Source organism: Actinomadura sp., assembly GCF_044508335.1.
Lineage (GTDB): Bacteria > Actinomycetota > Actinomycetes > Streptosporangiales > Streptosporangiaceae > Spirillospora.
Genome location: NZ_JBIQHY010000086.1, coordinates 1 through 19,366 on the forward strand (window position 1 = coordinate 1; position 19,366 = coordinate 19,366).

The window sequence follows — 19,366 nt, forward strand, 5'->3', positions numbered from 1 at the left end:
CCACGATGACCACCGCCGGGCGCACGGTCGCCGTCTCGGGCGTCACGGTGGCGGTCTCGCTGTCCGGGCTGCTGCTGTTCGACCAGAACTTCCTGGTCTCGATGGGGTACGGCGGCATCGCGACCGTGTTCGTGTGCATGGCCGGCGCGCTGACCGTGCTGCCCGCCCTGCTCTCCGTCCTCGGCCCGAAGGTCGACGCGCTCTCCCTCCGCCGCCGGCGCCGGCCGTCCCGCGGCTGGTGGGGACGGCTCGCGCGCAGCGTGATGCGCCGCCCGGTGGTCTACGCGGTGGCGACGGTGGCGCTGCTCGCGGCGCTCGGCGGGCCGTTCCTGCGCATCAACTGGGGCGGCGTCGACGCCGCCGCGCTGCCGGAGGGCACCGGCGCCAGGACCGTCGCCGAGGCGATGGAGACGCGGTTCCCGCACAACGCCACGGACCCGATCAACGCGGTGGTGACGGGGACGTCCGACCGGGCGTCGATCGACGCCTTCGGCGACCGGCTCGCGGCGCTGCCGGGCGCTGCCGGCGCCACCGTCACCGGCGCGAACGCGGAGACGACGCGGTTCGCGGTCCGCTACGACGCCGACCCGTACTCCGACGCCGCGCGGGACCTGGTCCAGCGGATCCGCGACGTCCCGCCGCCGGCCGGGGCGCAGGTGCGCGTAGGCGGCTCCACGGCCGACGTCGTGGACGAGCTGGCCGGTCTCGCCGGCGCGCTGCCGTGGCTCGCGCTGCTCGTCGGCGGCGCGACGTTCGTGCTGCTGTTCCTGGCGTTCGGCTCGGTCGTCCTGCCGCTGAAGGCGATCGCGATGAACCTGCTGTCGCTGTCGGCGACGTTCGGCCTGGTGGTGCTCGTCTTCCAGGAGGGCCACCTGTCCGGGCTCCTGGACTTCACCGCCATCGGCGCGATCGCGCCCGCCATGCCGATCCTGATGCTCGTGCTGCTCTTCGGCATCTCGATGGACTACGAGGTCTTCCTGCTGTCGCGGGTCCGCGAGGAGTACGACCTGACCGGGTCGAACGTCGCGGCGGTGGCCGCGGGGGTCCAGCGCACCGGGTCCATCATCACCAGCGCGGCGCTGCTGTTCATCGTCGTGATCGGCGCGTTCGCCACCTCCGGCATCACGTTCATCAAGATGGTGGGCGTCGGGATGGCGGTCGCGATCCTGATGGACGCGACGGTCGTCCGGGCACTGCTCGTCCCCGCCATGATGCGGCTGATGGGCCGGGTGAACTGGTGGGCGCCCGGTCCGCTCGCCCGCCTCTACCGCAGGTACGGGATCCGCGAAGTCCCGGCCGCCAATCCGCGGAAACCGCTTGTGGTCTCCCTCACCCGGCGCGAGACTGAACGGCATTCCACCGGCACCACCGCGCGTGACGCGTACCGCGACGGACCATGCCCGGCGGACCCCCACACGACTTCACGGGACGTCCCTTTGGAGGCTCCATGGCCACGCGCCTGATCACCGAGGCCGACACGGCGCTCGGGCACCTGGACCGGCTCACCGAGGCGCTGCGCGCCGCGGGCTGGGCGGTCGAGGTCGCCGCGCCCGGCGACCGCCTGCCGTCCGCGACCGTCGCCGACCCGCACATGCGGCGGATCAACGAGAGCGTCATCGCCGCCCCGGAGGGCTCCGGCGGCGTCTGGTCCTACTTCTACGGCTGGGGCGAGCGCATCGCGCCGTGCACCGACCCGTCCGGCGCCGCCGCCGCCCTCGGCCGCGTCCTCACCGCCCGCCGCGACAACTGACCGCCCCTCCCGGCACCGCCGATCAGGCCGACTTGCGGGTGCGGCTCTTCGCCGGCTCCTTCTTCGCGCCCGACTTCGGCGACGACTTGCGGGCCGCGGGCTTCTTGCCGGACGCGCCCTTGGACGACGCGGCCCTGCCGTCGCGCTCGCCGCGGCTCTTCTTGGCGGCCTCCACGCTGGCGCGCAGCGCGCTGAGCAGGTCGGCGGCGGGCTCCTCCTCGGCCTCCTCGGGCCGGGTGACCTCCCTGCCCTCCACCTTGGCGTCGATCACCGCCTGGAGCGCCTCCCGGTAGGCGTCCTTGTACTCGGTGGGGTCGAACTCGCCCTCCATCGACTCGATGAGGGACGTCGCCATCGACAGCTCCTGCTTGCGGATCTCGATGTCCTCTTCGAGGAACGGGAAGTCGGGAGTGCGGACCTCGTCCGGCCACAACATCGTCTCCAGCACGAAGACGCCCTCCCGGACGCGCAGCGTGGCGAGGGACTCGCGCTGCCGCAGGGCCACCTTGACGATGGCGACCTGCCCGGAGTTCTCCAGCGCGTCGCGGAGCAGCACGTAGGGCTTGGCGCCCTGCGCGTCCGGCTCCAGGTAGTAGGACTTCGCGAAGTAGATCGGGTCGACCTCGTCCTGCTCCACGAACTGCAGGACGTCGATCCGGCGGCTGGACGACAGGGGCAGGTCGGCGAAGTCCTCGTCGGTGAGGATGACCATCTCGCCGGTGGGCAGCTCGTAGCCCTTGGCGATGTCGGAGTAGGGGACCTCCTCGCCGTCGATCGTGCAGACGCGCTTGTACTTGATGCGCCCGCCGTCCTCCCGGTGCACCTGGTGGAAGCTGACGTCCCTCTGCTCGGTCGCCGAATAGAGCTTCACCGGTATGGTCACCAGCCCGAACGAGATCGCGCCCTTCCAGATGCTCCGCATGACCCGTCCTTACCCAGCACGTTCCGGCTCCTAGCGTCGCAACCTCGCGCGATTTGCGCCAGAACGGCGCCTTGATCCTTTTCTGCGGGGCGGGGGCCGGGTAAGACGGCGGTATGACCATGCCGTGGCCCGTTGAGCCGATGATGGCCGCCACCGGGGACCTCCCCTCCGACGGCGAGCACTGGGGCCTGGAGCTGAAGTGGGACGGCGTGCGCGTCCTGTCGCACGTCTCCGCGGACGGCGTCCGGGCCTGCGGGCGGCGCGGCGGCGAGGTGACGGGACGGTACCCGGAGCTGTCCGCCCTCGCCGACCTGCTGCCGGACCACGATGTCGTCCTGGACGGAGAGGTCGTCGCCTTCGACGAGGGGCGGCCCAGCTTCGAGCGCCTCCAGCGCCGGATGCACGTCGAGCATCCCGACCCCCGCCTGATCCGTCTCGTGCCCGTCCGGTACGTGGTGTTCGACGTCCTGTTCCTGGACGGGCACGTCCTGTACGACCTGCCCTACACCGACCGCAGATCGCTGCTGGCCGAGCTCGACCTGGCCGGGTCCGGCCCGGTGGAGGTGCCGCCGTACCTGCACGGCGAAGACCGGTCGCAGGTCGGGGAGCTGCTCGCCTTCACCCGCGAGCAGCACATGGAGGGCGTGCTCGCGAAGCGGCTCGACTCCCCCTACCGTCCCGGCCGCCGCGTCGACTTCTGGCGCAAGGTGAAGAACTTCATGACGCGCGAGGTCGTCATCTGCGGCTGGAAGCCCGGCAAGGGACGGCGCGAAGGCGGGGTCGGGTCGCTGCTCCTGGGCGAGTACGACGTCAAGGGCCTACTGGGCTTCGTCGGCCACGTCGGGACGGGCTTCACCGACCGCGCGCTGGACGAGCTGTACGAGACGCTGTGGCCGCTGCGGCGCCCGACGAGCCCCTACGACGAGGCCGTCCCGCGCGAGTTCGCCAAGGACGCCCAATGGGTTGAGCCGCGGCTCGTCGGGGAGGTCGCCTACAGCGCCCGCACCAGGGACGGCCGCCTGCGCTTCCCGTCCTGGCGGGGCCTGCGTGACGACAAGGACCCCCTGGAGGTCACGAGTGAGCAGTAGCCCGGACCCGGCCGCGGGCGGCGGCGCGTGAGCGGCGAGAAGACCCCCGTGGAGGTGGACGGGCGGCAGCTGACGCTGTCCAACCTCGGCAAGAACCTCTACCCGGAGTTCACGAAGGGCGAGGTCATCGACTACTACGCGCGCATCGCGCCGGTGATGCTGCCGCACCTGAAGGACCGCGCCGCCACCCGCATCCGCTGGCCGGAGGGCGTGGACGGCGGCAAGTTCTTCGAGAAGAACGCCCCGTCCCACACGCCCGGCTGGATCCGCACCGCGACCGTGCCGAGCCCGGGCAGCACCAGGGGCCGCGACACGGTCGAGTACATCGTGATCGACGACCTGCCCACGCTCGTGTGGTGCGCGAACCTCGCGGCGCTGGAACTGCACGTCCCGCAGTGGAAGGTGGGGCCGCGCGGCAAGATCCACAACCCCGACCTCCTGGTCTTCGACCTCGACCCCGGCGACCCGGCCACGGTGGTGGAGGCGTGCGAGGTGGCGTTGCTGCTCCGCGACCTGCTCGCCGAGGACGGCCTGGAGTCGTACCCGAAGACGAGCGGGAAGAAGGGCCTGCACCTGTACGTCCCGATCAAGGAGCCCAAGGAGGCCGAGCGGACGTCGGAGTACGCCAAATCCGTCGCCGAGCGGCTCGCCGCCGACCACCCCCGGCTGATCGTCGCGAAGATGGAGCGGCGGCTGCGCAAGGGCAGGATCTTCGTCGACTGGAGCCAGAACAACCCGGCGAAGACGACCGTCGCGCCGTACTCGCTGCGGGCCGCGAGCCGCCCGTCCGTCTCGACCCCGGTAACCTGGGACGAGCTCGAAGCCTGCCAGGACGCGGCCGACCTGGTGTTCTCCCCCGGCGAGGTGCTCGCCCGGGTGGACAAGCACGGCGACCTCCTCAAGCCGCTTCTGGAGGACCACCGCCCCCTTCCCTGACGAACCCGTGAAATCCGAGTGCCCTATGTGTTCGAACCGGCACTCTCCGGGTTCGGATTCCGCCACCATGGACGCGGGGACACCGAGCGGGGCGGAGGGAAGGGCAGTTGTCGCAGAACCACCACTACGACGCCGTGGTGCTGGGCGGGGGAACGGCGGGGGAACGGGTCGCGGCGGGCCTCGCCCGCGCCGGCCGGGACGTCGCGCTCGTGGAGAGCCGCCTGGTCGGCGGGGAGTCCCCGTACTTCGCGTGCGTCCCGTCCAAGTCGCTGCTGCTGTCGGCGCGGCGCGGCGAGACCTGGGAGATGGCGCTCGCCCGCCGCGACGCGCTGACCGGGCGCGGCGCGCCCGCCGGGCGGCGCGGCGACGACCCGGCCGTCGCGCGGATGGCCGAGGACGGCGTCACCGTGCTGCGCGGCCGGGGCCGCGTCCTCGAACCCGGGCGGGTCGAGGTGGACGGGGCCGTGCACGGCTACGGCGACCTCGTCGTCTGCACCGGCGGCGAGCCGGTGATCCCGCCCGTCGAGGGGCTCGCGGACGTCCCGCTGTGGACGAGCGCCGAGGCGCTGTCGGTGCCCGACCTGCCGCGCCGGCTGGTGATCCTCGGCGGCGGCCCGGTCGGCTGCGAGCTGGCGCAGGTGTACGCGGCGTTCGGGTCGCAGGTCGCGGTCGTCGAGTCGTCCGGGCGGCTGCTGACCGCGGAGGCGCCGTTCGCCGGCGAGATCCTCGCGGACGCACTGCGCCGCATGGGCGTCGACCTGCGGCTCGGCGCCGCCGTCGGCAACGCCGAGCGCAAGGACGTCGGCGTGCGGCTGTGGCTGTCGGACGGCGGGACGCTGGACGCCGACCGCGTCCTCGTCGCCGCCGGGCGCCGCCCGCGCGTGGCGGGGCTCGGGCTGGAGAACCTCGGCGTCGCGGTCCGGCCCGGCGAGGGCATCCCCGTGGACGAGACGTGCGCGGTGCCGTCCGCGACCGGGGGCGTGTGGGCGGCGGGCGACGTCACGGGCGTCGCGCGCACCGCGCACGCGGCCCGCTACCAGGCGGACGTCGTGCTGTCGAACCTCCTCGGGCGGCGCCGCGAGGCCGACTACCGCGCGATCCCCCGCGTCGTCTACACCTCCCCCACCGTCTACTCGGTCGGGATCTCCCCCACACAGGCGGAGGAACTTCGCATAGACCTCGCCACCGCCGGGTACGACCTCGCCGCGACGGCGCGGGCCGCGGTGGAGGCCGACGAGCGCGGCCGGGTGGAACTCTACGCCGACCGCTCCCGCGGGCTCCTGGTCGGCGCCGCCGCGGCCGGACGCTACGCCGAGGAGTGGATGAGCGAGATCGCACTGGCCATCCGGGCGGAGACGCCGCTGAGCCTGCTCGCCGACGTCGTCCACCCGTTCCCGACGTACGGCGAGGCGGTGGAGGCGCCGCTGCGCGAGCTGGCGGGCGGCCTGCCCGGCGGGACTGCTGAGGAGGAGCCGAGATGAGCGAGACCGACGACCTGGACCGCCTGGCCCCGGACACCGTCGACGAGGCCGACGCGTTCGAGCAGCGGGTCGCCCTCGACGAGGCGGGCGACCCGGCCGGCGCCGCCCCGATGCCGGACGACGCGAACGCCGCCGACGCCGCCGAGCAGCGCGCCGCGCTGGACGAGGCCGGCGACCGCGTCGACATCGCCCCGATACCGGACGACGCGAACGAGGCCGACGTGGCCGAGCAGCGCCGCGAGGTGCCGGTGGACGAGGACGACTACCGGTGACCTGCGTTGGCTCCCGCCACAGGCAACAAGGTTTACCGAAAGTATCGGTGCGGGGCGCTCGGCCCCCGGCGGGAATACACTGACCTGCGCGAAGGAACGACGCCGGTCCTCATGTGCGACCGGCGGAGTTACCCGCGCGTAGGATGATGTGATTGTTCACACGCGGCGGAGCACCCCCTCCCGCCGCGACGATTCGGTGATCGGAGAGTGTGGTGACCGCGACCCCGGACGCCCGCCCCCGCGGCACGAGGCTGCCGCGGCTGGCGCGCCGCAAGCAGCTGCTCGGCGCGGCCCAGGAGGTGTTCGTCGCGCAGGGGTACCACGCTGCGGCGATGGACGAGATCGCCGAGCGCGCAGGCGTCAGCAAACCCGTGCTCTACCAGCACTTCCCGGGCAAGCTGGAGCTGTACCTCGCCCTGCTGGACGAGCACGCCGAGGCCCTGGTGAAGATCGTCCGCGAGGCGCTGGAGTCCACCACGGACAACAAGCTGCGCGTCCAGGCGAGCATGCAGGCCTTCTACGACTTCGTCGACGGCGAGGGCGAGGCGTACCGGCTCGTCTTCGAGTCCGATCTGCGCAACGTGGCGCCCGTCCGGGCCCGCGTCGAGCGCGCCAACCAGCAGTGCGCCGAGATGATCGCCCAGGTCATCGCCGAGGACACCAACGCCCCCGCCGAGGAGGCGCACCTGCTCGGCATGGGCCTGGTCGGCATGGCGGAGGTCAGCGCCCGGTTCTGGCTCTCCCAGCACCGCCCGATCCCCAAGGACACCGCGGAGAAGGTCATCGCCCGGCTCGCCTGGCGCGGCATCTCCGGCTTCCCCCGCACGGCCGACCAGGGCTGACCGGCCGCGCGGCGCCCCCCGGCGGCACACCGGCCCCGGCGGGACGATCTCCGCGCGGCGGCCGGCGGGGCGTTCACCCTCGGCTCAACCGAGTGACCGCGGATCCGGTGATCTCCGTGCGACCATCGGAGGGGACCCGCCGGTGGTCGGCGGGCGCGAGGGACGACGGGAGCAGCGCGTTGCAGGTTCGCATCGGGGTGCAGAACGTGCCGAGGGAACTGGTGGTGGACACGGCGCAGTCGGCCGACGAGGTGACGGACGCGCTGTCCGCCGCGCTCACCGAGCCGAACGGCGTGCTCGTCCTCAAGGACAGGCGCGCGGGGCGCGTCGCTGTCCCGGCCGCCAGCGTCGGCTACCTGGAGATCTCCGAGGAGGAGCAGCGCAGCGTGGGCTTCGGCACGCAGTACACGTGACGGCCCGGCCCGGTTCGACCGGGCCTTGACCTGCATTTTGTTTCAACCCGACACAACGGGCATATCGATCGTCGTTCACGGGCCGTCCGGCCCACGGAAAAGGAGTGGATGATCGACATGCTCACGACGATCCTCTGGTTCATCGTCGTCGGTGCCGTCATCGGAGCCCTCGCCCGGCTGCTCGTCCCGGGCCGCAACCCGATCGGTATCCTGCTGACGATCCTCGTCGGCATCGCCGGCGCGATCCTCGGCGGCGTGGTCGCGGACGCGCTCGGCGCGGGCACCCTCGTCGCCTTCGTGTTCTCGGTCGTCATCGCGGCGCTCGGCGTGGCCGCGCTGACGGCGCTGAACACGCGCGGGCGCGGCAGCGGCCGCAGGAGCGGCTGGCGCACCCGCCGCGGCACGTTCTGACGCGCCGCCCACCGACCGACCCCCAGTGAAGGCCCCCGTCCGCCAGGCGGGGGCTTTCCCCGTACCGGCGGACCTCCGGACGCCCGGCCGGGCGCCTGCCCCGGCCGCGACCTGTCCGGATGTGGCCGCTCGCGCGGACCGCGCCGGCGAGCCGGGGAGCGCCTCCGCCCCCGCCGGATAATGCCTGGAGGAACGGGCATGGAATAGACGAAACCGCGGAAACGTTGGGTCCAGTGATCGGCTATTGGTGTATGCAACTGCCGGTCGGTACACTGCGTCGCGGAGTGTGACCGCACGCAGCCACAGCGAGTGACTGCTTTCAACCCCTGACTGCGGTCGCCGAGAGATTTGATCAACGGCTGGTCCCTCCCGCGCGAGCGCGCGGCAACAGGTACGACGGACGCGTCCGCGAGGACGGAGTCGCGCCGGCGAGCCGCGCCGCACCCGGGAGCGGAGACCCCGCACATTGGAGGCTGAAAGCCCTGACTACCTTTCGTGAACTCGGGGTCGTCCCCGAGATAGCAGACGCCCTTGAAGCCGAGGGCATCGTGGAAGCGTTCCCCATCCAGGAGCTCGCCCTGCCGATCGCGCTGGGCGGGCACGACATCATCGGCCAGGCCCGCACGGGCACCGGCAAGACCCTCGCGTTCGGCGCCGCGCTGCTGCAGCGCATCGAGCACGGCGGCAGGGAGCCGCGGGCGCTCGTCGTCGCCCCGACCCGCGAGCTGGCCCTCCAGGTCACCGACGACCTGCTCGTCGCCGGCGGCAAGCTCGGCACCCGCGTCCTGTCCGTCTACGGCGGGCGCGCGTACGAGCCGCAGATCAGCGCGCTGCGCGAGGGCGTCGACGTCGTCGTCGGCACGCCCGGCCGGCTCCTCGACCTCGTGAAGCAGAAGCACCTCGACCTGTCCAAGGTCGGGATCCTGGTGCTGGACGAGGCCGACCGCATGCTCGACCTCGGCTTCCTGCCCGACATCGAGCGGATCGTCGAGCGGATCCCGAAGCAGCGGCAGACGATGCTGTTCTCGGCCACCATGCCGGGCGAGATCGTCGCGCTGTCGCGCAAGTACCTGACCCGCCCGACCAACGTCCGGGCCGAGTCGCACACCGAGTCGGACGCGGCGCCGCAGGTCGCCCAGCACGTGTTCCAGGCCCACCAGATGGACAAGCCGGAGATGCTCGCGCGCCTCCTGCAGGCCGAGGGCCGCGGGCTGACCATGGTGTTCTGCCAGACGAAGCGGGCCTGCGACCGCGTGGCCGCCGACCTGGCGCAGCGCGGCTTCGACGCCGCCGCCGTGCACGGCGACCTCGGGCAGAGCCAGCGCGAGCGGGCGCTCCGCGCGTTCCGCAACGGCAAGATCGGCGTGCTGGTGGCCACCGACGTGGCGGCACGCGGCCTCGACGTCGACGACGTCACGCACGTCGTCAACTACGAGTGCCCCGACAGCGCCGACACCTACGTGCACCGCATCGGCCGGACGGGCCGCGCGGGCAAGAAGGGCGTCGCGGTCACGTTCGTCGACTGGTCCGACCTCACCCGGTGGAAGCTGATCAACGGCCAGCTCGACCTGCCGTTCGCCGCCCCCGAGGAGACCTACTCGACGTCCCCGCACTTCTTCGCGGCGCTCGGCATCCCCGAGGGCACGAAGGGCACGCTGCCGAAGGAGAAGCGGCACGGGCGCGCCGGGCTGGACGCCGAGGAGCTGGAGGACATCGGCGAGACCGGCAAGGTCCGCAGCCACCCGCGCGGCGACCGGGACCGGGAGCGCGAGCGTCCCCGGCCGCGCCGCCGCAAGCGCAACCGGACCCGCACCCGGGCCGGCAAGCCGGTCGAGGCGGCCGCGGCGGAGGCCGAGGCCGCCGCGGACGACAACGTCGTCGACGCGGTCGCGACCGAGCGCAAGCGCAGCCGCACCCGCCGCCGCACCCGCTCCGGCCGGCCCGCCGCAGGGCAGGCCGAGGCCGCCGAGGCGTCGCAGACGGCGTGATCCACCAGGTCACGACCGCGAGACCTCCACCGGGTCTCGCGGTTGTGCTATGTCCGGGCGCGGCCGCGGTCCCCGTTCCGGCCGTCCCGTAGCCGCAGGGCGGTGCCGGGGTGATCGGTCACGAGGACGGCGACGCGCGGGTCGCCGAGGAAGCGCCGCATCACGGTCTCGGCGTTGACCGTCCAGATCATGGCGGGGACGCCGGCGCGGCCGCACTGCCGCAGCACGCCGACGCGGGCCAGCCGGTGGTTGAGCGCGACCATGTCGGCGCCCGCCCGGCGGACGAGGCGCAGCGGCGCGAAGTCGTGCGCGGCGCCGCGCTCCCACAGGTTGCGCCCGACCGACAGGGCCGTCCGCACCCCCGGGAAGCTCTTCTTGATCTCGAAGAGGGAGCCGACCTCGCGGGTGGTGACGACGAACCCGTCCCGTCCGAACGCCTCCACGGCGAGCGCGACGGTCTCGTGCTCGCAGCCGCGCTCCTTGAGGTCGAGATGGCCCAGGGCGCGGCCCGCGATGACGTCCATGGCGTCGCTGACGAGGGGGACGGGGCGGGTCGCGAGGTCCTGGATCCGGGCATAGCTCAGCCGGCTCAGGCGGAGCCCGCCGACCTCCGGGTCGTGGTGGACGACGAGGCGCCCGTCGCCCGTCCGCCTGATGTCGATCTCCACGTACTCGGCGCCGGACGCGGCGGCCTCGCTGAGCCCCGCCAGCCCCGCCTCGTCACGGCGGTGCGCGGAGATGGCCGGCTTGGAAGGCACGCTCGTGACGCTACCACCGAAACTTTTTCACCGATGCCATTGACTAGGCTGGTACCCCGTGAGTACGCCCCGGTTCCTGACCCTGCCCCCCGGCGTCAGCCGTACGACGGTCGAGACCTCCCGCGGCCCGTTCGCCGCGCTGGAGGCGCTCCCCGGATCGGGCGTGCCCGAACGCTGCCCCGCCCTGCTCGTCCCGGGCCTCACCGGCAGCAAGGAGGACTTCCTCGCCGTCCTGCAGACGCTCGCCGCGTCCGGGCGCCGGGTCGTCGCCGTCGACATGCGCGGCCAGTACGAGTCGCTCGGCCCTGACGACGCCTCCGCCTACACCCGCGCGGCCCTGGGCGACGACATCGCGGCCCTGCTGGACGTCCTCGGCCCCGACCCGGTCCACCTGGTGGGGCACTCGTTCGGCGGTCTCGTGTGCCGGGAGACCGTCCTCTCCGGGGCGCTTCCGGCCTCGCTCACGCTGATGAGCTCGGGTCCGTCCGCCGTCGACGGCCAGGCCGCGGCGAAGGCCCGCGCCCTCCGCGACGCCATCCCGGAACTGGGCATGGAGCAGATCTGGGCGCTCAGCCTCGAACCCGACTATGTCGGACGGGGCCTCCACGATGAGATCCTCGCGTTCCTGCGGGCCCGTACGCTCGGCAACTCCGAGAAGGGCCTGGCCTGCATGGCCAACGAGATCCTCACGGCGCCCGATCTCGTCGACGAGCTCGCCAAGCACTGCACCGAGTCCAGCCTGCGCACGCTCGTCCTCTACGGCGAGGACGACGACGTGTGGTCCCCCGCGGCCCAGGCCGTCATGGCCGAGCGCCTGGGCGCCGCGAAGGTGGTCATCCCGGGGGCCGCCCACTCCCCCGCCTGGGAGGCCCCCGAGACCACGGCCGCCGCGCTCCGCACGTTCTGGAACGAGGCGGAGCACACGCTCAAGTAGCGGTCAGCGGCCCGCCCCTTCGGCGAAGTAGTGGCCCGGCTCCAGGTCGTCGAGGAGGCCGGGGCGGGCCGGCCGAAGTGCCCGGGGCCTTCTCCAGCGCCGACCGGGCCCGCCGCCAGGCGATCATCATGGCGAACCCGGAGCTGCGCGAACGCGAGCTGATCAAGATGGCCGGCTTCGCCGCGGCCCTCGCCGGGACCCTGCGCGAGCGCGGCGTCCCGGACCCGGCCGCCGCCCTGACCGCCGAGGCCGGGATCGCCGTCCTCAAGGTCGCGTTCGCACGCTGGCTGGACGCCCCGGCCGGGAAGGAACTCCTCGACTTCATCCGGGAGTCCCTCGCCGAGCTGAGGTCCGTGGCACGCTCGGCCGGTCCCGCGGCCGTGTGAGCACGGCGGCCGGCCGCCGTCCGGCGCGGTGCGCGGCCGCCTATGACCGGCCCTGGTGCTCGCGGACCAGGGGCAGGAAGAGGTCGTCGACGATCGACTGGACGCGGGCGGGCTTCACGGGTTCGAGGTTCATGAGCAGGTCGTGCCGCACCAGGTCGAACGGCAGGGCGAGCACGTCTGCGGGGATCCGGTCCAGGTCGATCTCACCGCGGTCGTGGGCGCGCCGGTAGATGGTCTGGACGCGGGTGAGCCGCTGCTCGCCCAGGATGCGGTCGCGCACCTGGGTGGGGGTGAGCCCCGTGTCGGCCAGCAGCCCGGAGAAGGCGGTGGCCGCGACGGTGACGAAGAAGGCGGCGCGGGCCTCGCCCATGCCGGTGAGCGCGGCGACGAGGTCGCCGCGCAGGGTTCCGGTGTCGGGGATGTCGACCGGATGGCTGCTGCGGTGGTGCTCCAGCGCGGCGAGCGCGAGCTCGTCCTTGTTGGCCCAGCGCCGGTACAGCACGGCGATGCCGGTGCCGGCGCGGGCGGCGACCGACTCCATGGTCAGCTTCGCGAAGCCCGTCTCGACCAGCTCGTTCCAGGCGGCGTCCAGCAGCGCCGCCTCGAGTTCGGCTCCGCGGCGGCGCCGGCGAACGGGTTGGGTGTCGGAGGTCACAGCCCCGATTATAAGGGAGGTTTGCATTCCTTATCGGGGCCGCCTAGTCTCATAAGAGATGGATTCCACTCTTATTTGAACGGAGCGACCGGCATGACCACTGCCACGGGCACGCGTTCCACCTTCTTCACCGAACCCGGGATGAACTCCATGACCCGGGCGATGCTCGGCCGCGTCCACACCGGCGCGGCGGACACCGGCGAGGCGCTGACCACGATCGACCGCATCACCGACGGCGACTACGCCTCATGGGAGCGCGAATGGGAGGCGACGGCGGACCGCGTCGCCGCGATCGGCGACGACAGCCTGCGCCGGGGCCACCGGGTGAGCGCCCGCGGCGCCCTGCTGCGCGCCGCGACCTACTACACCGCGTGCGTCCTCGTGGCCGACGGGTGCGCCGACCCGGACGCCGTGATCGCGCGGACGTTCGCCGCGTACCGCCGGTGCTGGGAGGGGTACCTCGGCCTGCTGGACGAACCGCCAGAACGGCTCGACATCCCCTACGAGGACACGACGATGCCCGGCTGGTTCTTCCCCGCGCGCGGGGAGGGCCCGAAACCGACGCTGGTGGTGACCAACGGCGCGGACGGCGCGCTGAGCTACCTGTGGCCCGGCCACGGTTCCGAGGCCGCGGCGCGCGGCTACAACGTCGTGCTGTTCGACGGGCCCGGCCAGCAGCGCATGCTGTTCGAGCGGGGCGTGCCGTTCCGTCCCGACTGGGAGCACGTCCTCACACCGGTCGTGGACACCGTGCTGCGCCGCCCGGACGTCGACCCGGGGCGGCTCGCGCTCTACGCCGTCAGCCAGGGCGGCTACTGGGCCCCGCGCGCGCTGGCGTTCGAGCACCGCTTCGCCGCGGCGGTGATCGACGGCGGGGTGGTCGACGTGACCGCGGCGTGGGAGGCCGTGCTGACGCCCGAGCAGAAGGCGCTGCTCGACGGCGGCGAGCGCGACCGGTTCAACGCGGCCCTCGACGGCGCCCCGGCGGGCACCAGGCGGATGCTCACCTGGCGGGCCAAGCCGTACGGCCGGCCGACCCTCTTCGACACCTACCTGGGCGTCCGCCGGTACCGGATCACCCCGGAGCTCGCCGCGCGCATCACGACGCCGGTGCTGATCGCCGACCCGGACGACGAGCGGTACTTCGCCGGCCAGCCCGAGCGCCTGTACGACATGCTGCCGGGCGAGAAGAAGGAACTCGTCCGCTTCACCGAGGCCGAAGGGGCCGCCGGACACTGCCAGCCGATGGCGCGCGCCCTCGCCGCCCAGCGGTTCTTCGACTTCCTGGACGACCGGGTCGGCCTCACCGCCGCCATCGATCAGGCCGGCGCGCCCTTGTAGACGCGGCCGTCCTTGATTATCACCTTCAGATTGGCGGCGGGGTCCGCCAGCAGGCTCAGGTCCCGCGTGGGATCGCCGTCGACCAGGAGCAGGTCGGCCCATGCCCCCTTCGCGATGACGCCCAGGTGGGCGACATGGGGCTCAGTGCCGTAGGCGGCCGCGTCGGCGGCGGTCGGGACCTGGTACGGGTCGCGCGGGCCGGACTTGCGGAACAGCTCGGCGTTACCGGACGTCGCGATCCGCAACGCCGCCATGGGTCCGCCCGCGAGCCCGGCCAGCCGGGCGAGCATCTCGCTCTGCCTGGCGCTGCGGGCGGGGTCGAGCATCAGGTCGGTGCCGAACGCGATCCGCACCCCATGCTCCAGCGCCCACCCGAAGACGCGTTCGACCCCCTCGCACACCTGCCGGTTCTTCTCGGCCGACGCCGGGTTCGGGTACGTGTGGTCGCTCTCGGCGAACGGCTGGACGCACAGCCAGGCGCCGTGGTCGGCCATGAACCTGAGGTCGTCCTCCGCCGCCAGGTGCCCGTGTTCGATCACCTGGACGCCCGCCTCGACCGCCCGGCGGATGCCGGCCCCGGTGTAGACGTGGACCGCCACGTAGGTGCCCCAGTCGGCCGCCGCCCGGACTCCGGCTCGCAGCTCCTCCGCGGTGTACTGCAGGACGTCCAGGTGGTCATAGGCCGAGGCGACGCCGCCGCCCGCCATCATCTTGATTTGGGAGGCGCCCTTCTTCAACTGCTCGCGGACGCCCGCCAGCACCTGCGCCGGGCCGTCGGCGATCCGCATGAGCCCGAGCTGCTCGGCACGCGTCGCGGTCCCGCCCAGCACGGTCGGCACGTCGTAGACCATGCCGTAGTCGCCGTGCCCGCCGGTCTGCGAGAGCCCCGCCTGGCTGGGATAGATCCGCGGGCCGGGCAGCGCACCCGCGTCGATCATGCGCTTGAGGTCGCCGGTGTCGCCCGCCATGTCGCGGACCGTGGTGAACCCGCGCATCAGCATCGCCTCGGCCTCGGCCGCGCCCTTGAGGTACCCCAGGCCCGCACCCCCGAGCATCAGCTCGCTCTGCGTGGCGCCCGCCAGGATCAGATGGGCGTGGGCGTCGCTGAGCCCGGGGATGAGCGTCGCCCCGCGCCCGTCGATGACCGTGTCCCCCGCGGGCGGCTCCCCCTCCCCCACGGCTGCGATCTTGGTGCCTTCGGTCACCACGTACCCGGCCCGGACCCGGTCGCTCACCCCGTCGAAGATCCGCACATCCCGGATCACGATCGTCCGGGCGCCCCCCTGTGCACTCACCCCCGCCTAGTGCCCGCTGCGCGGCCGCCGAACCACCCCCGCCGGCCACGACCCCCGTGCTACCTCAGGCGTTGCGCTTTCAGAACGATGTCGTGGGTGTGGCTGTGATGGGCTCCGGCGGGGGTCGGCGAGGTGCGCGGACGGGTCTCGTCGGCCTGGACGGTCCAGGCGTCGTCGAGGAACCCGGCGATGTCGGCGGGCGCGTAGTAGTCGGCGGGATCGAAGCCGGGCCGCGCCGGCAGGCCGCTGAGATCGTGGCTCACGAAAAGCAGGGTGCCTCCGGGAGCGACAGCGGACAGGAGGGCCCGGAGCGCGGTGTGACCCGGCCGGCGCGGCAGCGGGAAGAACTGGACGGACACCAGGTCGAACGCGGCGACCGGAGGCGGTGTGGCGGTCAGGTCGGCACGTGCCCAGGCGATACGGCCGGCGACGTCCCCGGCCGCCGCCGCCGCACGCTCCAGGGCGGTACGGGAGATGTCGACCGCCGTGACCTGCCAGCCGTGCCGGGCCAGCCATATCGCGTCGGCCCCTTCGCCGCAGCCCACGTCGAGCGCCTGCCCCGGCTGCAACCCGGCGGCCTCGGCGACGAGCACCTCGTTGGGCTCGCCGTCGTAGAGCCGATCGCGGCTGCGGTACCTCTCATCCCAGTACTGAGCGTCCATGCTCCGAGGTTGCCCCCGCCCGCAGCGATCCGACAAAGCCCTTTGCGGAAAAAGCAAAGCCGGGGGTTACCGTGGGCGGCATGGATGACGGCGTGGACGCTCTGGTGCGGGAGCAGATCGCTTACTACCGGGCGCGGGCGCCCGAGTACGACCGCGAGTACCTTGAGCGCGGTGATCTGCCCGAGTTGGGGCCGGCCTTCGACGCGCTTCCGGTCTCCGCTGACGTGCTGGAACTGGCCTGCGGGACCGGGCAGTGGACGGGGCGGCTGGCGGCGCGGGCGCGTTCGGTGACCGCCGTGGACGCCTCGCCCGAGGTGCTGGCCATCGCGCGGGAACGCGCGGACGCCGAGTACGTGTGCGCCGACCTGTTCACGTGGCACCCGGCCCGGCGTTACGACACGGTCTTCTTCGCCTTCTGGCTGTCGCACGTGCCGCCGGCGCTGCTGCCCGGCTTCTGGGAGACCGTCGCGGACGCGCTCGTCCCCGGCGGCGCGGCCGTGTTCCTCGACAACGGGCCGGGGGAGGCCGCGATCGAGGACGTCCTCACCGGGCAGCCCGTCCCGTCGGTGCGGCGGAGGCTCGGTGACGGCAGCGAGCACCGCGTCGTCAAGGTGTTCCACGAGCCCGAGCTCTTGGAGCGCGACCTGGCTGGTCTGGGGTGGTCTGCGCGGGTCCGGCCGGTGGGCGCGAACTTCATCGCGGGGAGCGCTCGGCGGGATCGATGAGGACGCCGGGATTGAGGATCGCCGCCGGGTCGAGGGCGGACTTCACGGCGCGCAGGGCGGCGGCGAAGGGGGCGGGGCGCTGGCGGTCGTACCAGGGGCGGTGATCGCGGCCCACGGCGTGGTGGTGGGTGATGGTCGCGCCGTGCGCCGAGAGGACGCCGGAGACCGCCGATTTGATCTCGTCCCACTGCGCGACGGTCGAACCCCAGCGACCGGCGGCGTAGACGCCGAAGTAGGGCGCCGGGCCGTCCGGGTAGACGTGCGTGAAGCGGCACGTCACCACGCCCGGCGCGCCGACCGCGCGCATCGACTCCTCGGCCGCCGCCACGACCGCCTCGCGCAGTGCGGGGAAGGCGCCCCACGTGCAGGCGGTCTCGAAGGTCTCCACGATCATGCCGTGGGCGGCGAGGGCGTCGCGCTGGTAGGGCATGCGCAGGAACGCGGTGCGCCAGGTGCCGGACGCGTCGCGCGCCGAGCGGGGCTGCGGACGGCCGCCGTGGTCCCCGCACAGTTCCAGGGCCCGGTCCAGGGACGCGTCGACAGGGTGATCGGCGGACTCGAAGCCCAGCACCAGCACGCCGCCGGGCGAGTCGGTGCCGGCGTTCAGCAGCGCTTCCATGGGGTCGAGCAGGCGGCAGTTCGCCGGGTTGAGACCGGACTGCGCCAGGGCGCGGGTCGCGTCGACGGCGTCGTCATAGCGTGCGAAGAGGACCGATGCCCCGGCGCGCCATCGCGGGCGCTCCTGGAGGCGCATCCACGCCTCGGTGATGACGCCGAGGGCGCCCTCCGAGCCCAGGAAGAGGCGGTCCGGGGACGGGCCCGCGCCCGAGCCGGGCAGCCGCAGGGACTCGCTCACCCCTATCGGCGTCACCACCCGCATCGACTCGACGAGGTCGTCGATGTGGGTGAGGACGGTCGCGTAGTGGCCGCCCGAGCGGGTGGCCAGCCATCCGCCGAGCGTGGAGAACTCGAACGACTGCGGGAAGTGCCGCAGGGTCAGCCCGTGCGGGCGCAGGCGGTCTTCGAGGGCAGGGCCGTAGACGCCCGCCTGGATCCGGGCGGCGCGGGCGGCGGCGTCCACCTCGATCACCTCGCCGAGCCGGCCCAGGTCGAGGCTGACCGCGCCGGCGTGGTCACCGTCCAGGCGCGGCTCGACGCCTCCGACGACCGAGCTTCCGCCGCCGTAGGGGATCACCGCGATCCCGGCGCCGGCGCACCAGTCGAGCACGTCGACCACATCGCGTTCGCCGCGCGGCCGCACCACCAGGTCGGGGACGTCCCCGAGCTCGCCCAGCAGGTTGCGGACCACGTCGCGGAACGCCTTGCCCCGGGCGTGCCCGGCGCGGTCGGCGGGGTCGTCCGAGCAGAGGCCGGCGAGCGCCGGGGGCGGCGAGACCCGCGGCGGCGCCAGGCCCAGCTCGCCGACCGGCGGCGGTTCGTGATCGGCCAGGTCGGCGCCCGGCAGCAGCGCGGCCACCCGGCCGATCAGCGCCGCCCGCTCCGCGCCGGTGACCGCGTCCTCCAGATGACCCCAGCCCCACCAAGACCGCATCACCCCATGATGCCGGGACCCGGCCGCGGCTGGAGCTGGACGAGGATCATCCAGGCGGCGCCGTCCCCGCGGTAGGCGGCGCGGACGCGGTAGCTGCCGGGCGGCAGGTCGATGCGCAGGTGGTTGCCGGGTTCCGGGGTCGCTCCGGGCCACGCGGCGTCGATGAGGACGACCGGGCCGTCCACGTCCCAGACGAGGTCTTCACCGGCGTCCCATCGGACGTCCCGGAGGGCGCTGCGCGCCGCGGCGAGCAGTTCGGCCTCCGAGTCGGCCGCGGCCCAGCGCACGAAGAGCCGCTCATCCGGCAGGTAGGTCGTGATGGCGGGCTCGTCGCCGAGGACGAGCCCCTGCCCGGCGCCGACGTCCACCAGCCCTATGTAGCCCTCGACCGCGCACGCGCGCCCGTAGTCGCCCCACGTCTCCACCGGGCCGTCGTCGTCCGCCACGCCGCCCCAGTGGGCGAGCTGCGACGCGGGCGCGGCCAGCAGCGGCCCTCCCCCGGACTCGACCCACGTCAGCCCCATCGCTTCCCGCCTTCCGTCGGTGGCCGCGCCACAGTACAGGGCGCCTCCGACATCCGCGCACCTCTTCTCTTCGACCTGGGCTTATGTGACGATTGAGAGTAAGGCGCGGCGGTGCGGCGGGCACGAGGGGGAATCATGCGCAAGGTCGTCGACTGCAGGGACATGCCGAGCGAGATGGGGTGCACGCTCACCATCAGCGGCGAGGAGGACGAGGTCGTCCGCGCCGCCGCCGAGCACGCCGCCTCCGTGCACGGGCACGAGGACACGCCCGAGCTGCGGGACGAGATCCGCCACAACCTCAAGAACGAGGAGATGAGCGTCCGGTAGGACCCGGGACGGCGCGGCGCGCGTACCACGAGAGCCCCGGCGAAGACGCATCCTGAGCGGAACGAGGGGGCGGTGTCGGACGCGCCCGGCGGTAATGACACACT

At 73.2% G+C, this 19,366-nt stretch carries 22 protein-coding genes; 15 read left to right on the forward strand and 7 right to left on the reverse strand.

The genetic code is table 11. The annotated features are described in order from the left end of the window. Window positions 1-1,463: MMPL family transporter (locus tag ACIWVC_RS24645; RefSeq protein WP_396454633.1), on the forward strand; the 1,463-nt coding region annotated here is incomplete at its 5' end. Then, window positions 1,448-1,750 (forward strand): hypothetical protein, encoded by a 303-nt coding sequence (locus ACIWVC_RS24650; protein WP_396448336.1) that lies wholly within the window; start codon window positions 1,448-1,450, stop codon window positions 1,748-1,750. The genes ACIWVC_RS24645 and ACIWVC_RS24650, both read left to right, overlap by 16 nt. Before the next feature lie 22 nt (window positions 1,751-1,772). On the opposite strand, the gene ACIWVC_RS24655 is transcribed toward ACIWVC_RS24650, so the two are convergent. Further along, on the reverse strand, window positions 1,773-2,672 hold the full coding sequence (locus ACIWVC_RS24655) for a Ku protein (RefSeq protein ID WP_396448335.1): 900 nt from the start codon (window positions 2,670-2,672) through the stop codon (window positions 1,773-1,775). Window positions 2,673-2,785: 113 nt separating this feature from the next. On the opposite strand from ACIWVC_RS24655, the gene ligD (ACIWVC_RS24660) reads away from it, so the two are divergent. The 8 genes from ligD (ACIWVC_RS24660) to ACIWVC_RS24695 all read left to right on the forward strand — a co-directional run bounded on the left by ligD (ACIWVC_RS24660) (window position 2,786) and on the right by ACIWVC_RS24695 (window position 10,103). Further along, window positions 2,786-3,760, forward strand: coding sequence for a non-homologous end-joining DNA ligase (ligD, locus tag ACIWVC_RS24660; protein WP_396448334.1), 975 nt, complete (start codon window positions 2,786-2,788; stop codon window positions 3,758-3,760). A gap of 27 nt (window positions 3,761-3,787) precedes the next feature. Continuing rightward, entirely contained in the window at window positions 3,788-4,696 is a 909-nt protein-coding gene (gene ligD / locus ACIWVC_RS24665; RefSeq protein WP_396448333.1) for a non-homologous end-joining DNA ligase, read from the forward strand. Window positions 4,697-4,803: 107 nt separating this feature from the next. Beyond that, entirely contained in the window at window positions 4,804-6,177 is a 1,374-nt protein-coding gene (locus tag ACIWVC_RS24670; RefSeq protein WP_396454634.1) for a dihydrolipoyl dehydrogenase family protein, read from the forward strand. Continuing rightward, window positions 6,174-6,449 carry a hypothetical protein gene (locus ACIWVC_RS24675; RefSeq protein ID WP_396448331.1) on the forward strand — a complete coding sequence of 92 codons (276 nt, stop codon included), beginning with the start codon at window positions 6,174-6,176 and terminating at the stop codon, window positions 6,447-6,449. Before ACIWVC_RS24670 ends, ACIWVC_RS24675 begins: the two co-directional genes overlap by 4 nt. A gap of 212 nt (window positions 6,450-6,661) precedes the next feature. Next, window positions 6,662-7,291, forward strand: a complete 630-nt coding sequence (locus ACIWVC_RS24680) for a TetR/AcrR family transcriptional regulator (protein WP_396448330.1) — start codon at window positions 6,662-6,664, stop codon at window positions 7,289-7,291. A gap of 179 nt (window positions 7,292-7,470) precedes the next feature. After that, window positions 7,471-7,704 carry a DUF3107 domain-containing protein gene (locus tag ACIWVC_RS24685; RefSeq protein ID WP_396448328.1) on the forward strand — a complete coding sequence of 78 codons (234 nt, stop codon included), beginning with the start codon at window positions 7,471-7,473 and terminating at the stop codon, window positions 7,702-7,704. 108 nt (window positions 7,705-7,812) lie between these two features. Further along, complete coding sequence (locus tag ACIWVC_RS24690; protein WP_396448327.1) at window positions 7,813-8,115, forward strand: GlsB/YeaQ/YmgE family stress response membrane protein; 303 nt, start codon at window positions 7,813-7,815, stop codon at window positions 8,113-8,115. 548 nt (window positions 8,116-8,663) lie between these two features. Next, window positions 8,664-10,103 (forward strand): DEAD/DEAH box helicase, encoded by a 1,440-nt coding sequence (locus tag ACIWVC_RS24695; protein ID WP_396448326.1) that lies wholly within the window; start codon window positions 8,664-8,666, stop codon window positions 10,101-10,103. Window positions 10,104-10,150: 47 nt separating this feature from the next. Here the strand turns inward: ACIWVC_RS24695 and ACIWVC_RS24700 are convergent, their stop codons facing one another. Then, window positions 10,151-10,861: a glycerophosphodiester phosphodiesterase gene (locus tag ACIWVC_RS24700; protein ID WP_396448325.1), complete on the reverse strand. Its 711-nt coding sequence runs from the start codon at window positions 10,859-10,861 to the stop codon at window positions 10,151-10,153. A gap of 58 nt (window positions 10,862-10,919) precedes the next feature. On the opposite strand from ACIWVC_RS24700, the gene ACIWVC_RS24705 reads away from it, so the two are divergent. Further along, window positions 10,920-11,795, forward strand: coding sequence for an alpha/beta fold hydrolase (locus tag ACIWVC_RS24705; RefSeq protein ID WP_396448324.1), 876 nt, complete (start codon window positions 10,920-10,922; stop codon window positions 11,793-11,795). A gap of 77 nt (window positions 11,796-11,872) precedes the next feature. After that, the gene (locus ACIWVC_RS24710; RefSeq protein ID WP_396448323.1) at window positions 11,873-12,181 is read left to right on the forward strand and encodes a hypothetical protein; all 309 of its coding nucleotides are present in this window, start codon (window positions 11,873-11,875) and stop codon (window positions 12,179-12,181) included. Between the two features lie 40 nt (window positions 12,182-12,221). Here the strand turns inward: ACIWVC_RS24710 and ACIWVC_RS24715 are convergent, their stop codons facing one another. Beyond that, complete coding sequence (locus ACIWVC_RS24715; RefSeq protein WP_396448322.1) at window positions 12,222-12,836, reverse strand: TetR/AcrR family transcriptional regulator; 615 nt, start codon at window positions 12,834-12,836, stop codon at window positions 12,222-12,224. A gap of 93 nt (window positions 12,837-12,929) precedes the next feature. Here ACIWVC_RS24715 and ACIWVC_RS24720 point away from each other — a divergent pair, with 93 nt between their 5' ends. Further along, entirely contained in the window at window positions 12,930-14,177 is a 1,248-nt protein-coding gene (locus ACIWVC_RS24720) for an alpha/beta hydrolase family protein (protein WP_396454635.1), read from the forward strand. Here ACIWVC_RS24720 and ACIWVC_RS24725 read toward each other — a convergent pair. Together ACIWVC_RS24725 and ACIWVC_RS24730 are read right to left on the reverse strand one after the other, a co-directional pair. Further along, on the reverse strand, window positions 14,156-15,472 hold the full coding sequence (locus ACIWVC_RS24725) for an amidohydrolase family protein (protein WP_396448320.1): 1,317 nt from the start codon (window positions 15,470-15,472) through the stop codon (window positions 14,156-14,158). The two genes, ACIWVC_RS24720 and ACIWVC_RS24725, sit on opposite strands and share 22 nt — an antisense overlap. A gap of 59 nt (window positions 15,473-15,531) precedes the next feature. Beyond that, entirely contained in the window at window positions 15,532-16,134 is a 603-nt protein-coding gene (locus tag ACIWVC_RS24730; protein WP_396448319.1) for a class I SAM-dependent methyltransferase, read from the reverse strand. Between the two features lie 80 nt (window positions 16,135-16,214). Between ACIWVC_RS24730 and ACIWVC_RS24735 the strand changes: the two genes are divergently transcribed. Further along, window positions 16,215-16,859, forward strand: coding sequence for a class I SAM-dependent methyltransferase (locus ACIWVC_RS24735; RefSeq protein WP_396454636.1), 645 nt, complete (start codon window positions 16,215-16,217; stop codon window positions 16,857-16,859). Here the strand turns inward: ACIWVC_RS24735 and ACIWVC_RS24740 are convergent. Together ACIWVC_RS24740 and ACIWVC_RS24745 are read right to left on the reverse strand one after the other, a co-directional pair. Then, complete coding sequence (locus ACIWVC_RS24740) at window positions 16,828-18,411, reverse strand: FAD-binding oxidoreductase (RefSeq protein WP_396448317.1); 1,584 nt, start codon at window positions 18,409-18,411, stop codon at window positions 16,828-16,830. The genes ACIWVC_RS24735 and ACIWVC_RS24740 overlap by 32 nt on opposite strands. After that, window positions 18,411-18,935 (reverse strand): Imm21 family immunity protein, encoded by a 525-nt coding sequence (locus ACIWVC_RS24745; protein WP_396448316.1) that lies wholly within the window; start codon window positions 18,933-18,935, stop codon window positions 18,411-18,413. Before ACIWVC_RS24745 ends, ACIWVC_RS24740 begins: the two co-directional genes overlap by 1 nt. A gap of 135 nt (window positions 18,936-19,070) precedes the next feature. Between ACIWVC_RS24745 and ACIWVC_RS24750 the strand changes: the two genes are divergently transcribed. Next, window positions 19,071-19,262, forward strand: a complete 192-nt coding sequence (locus ACIWVC_RS24750) for a DUF1059 domain-containing protein (protein WP_396448315.1) — start codon at window positions 19,071-19,073, stop codon at window positions 19,260-19,262. The last annotated feature ends 104 nt before the right edge of the window (window positions 19,263-19,366 follow it).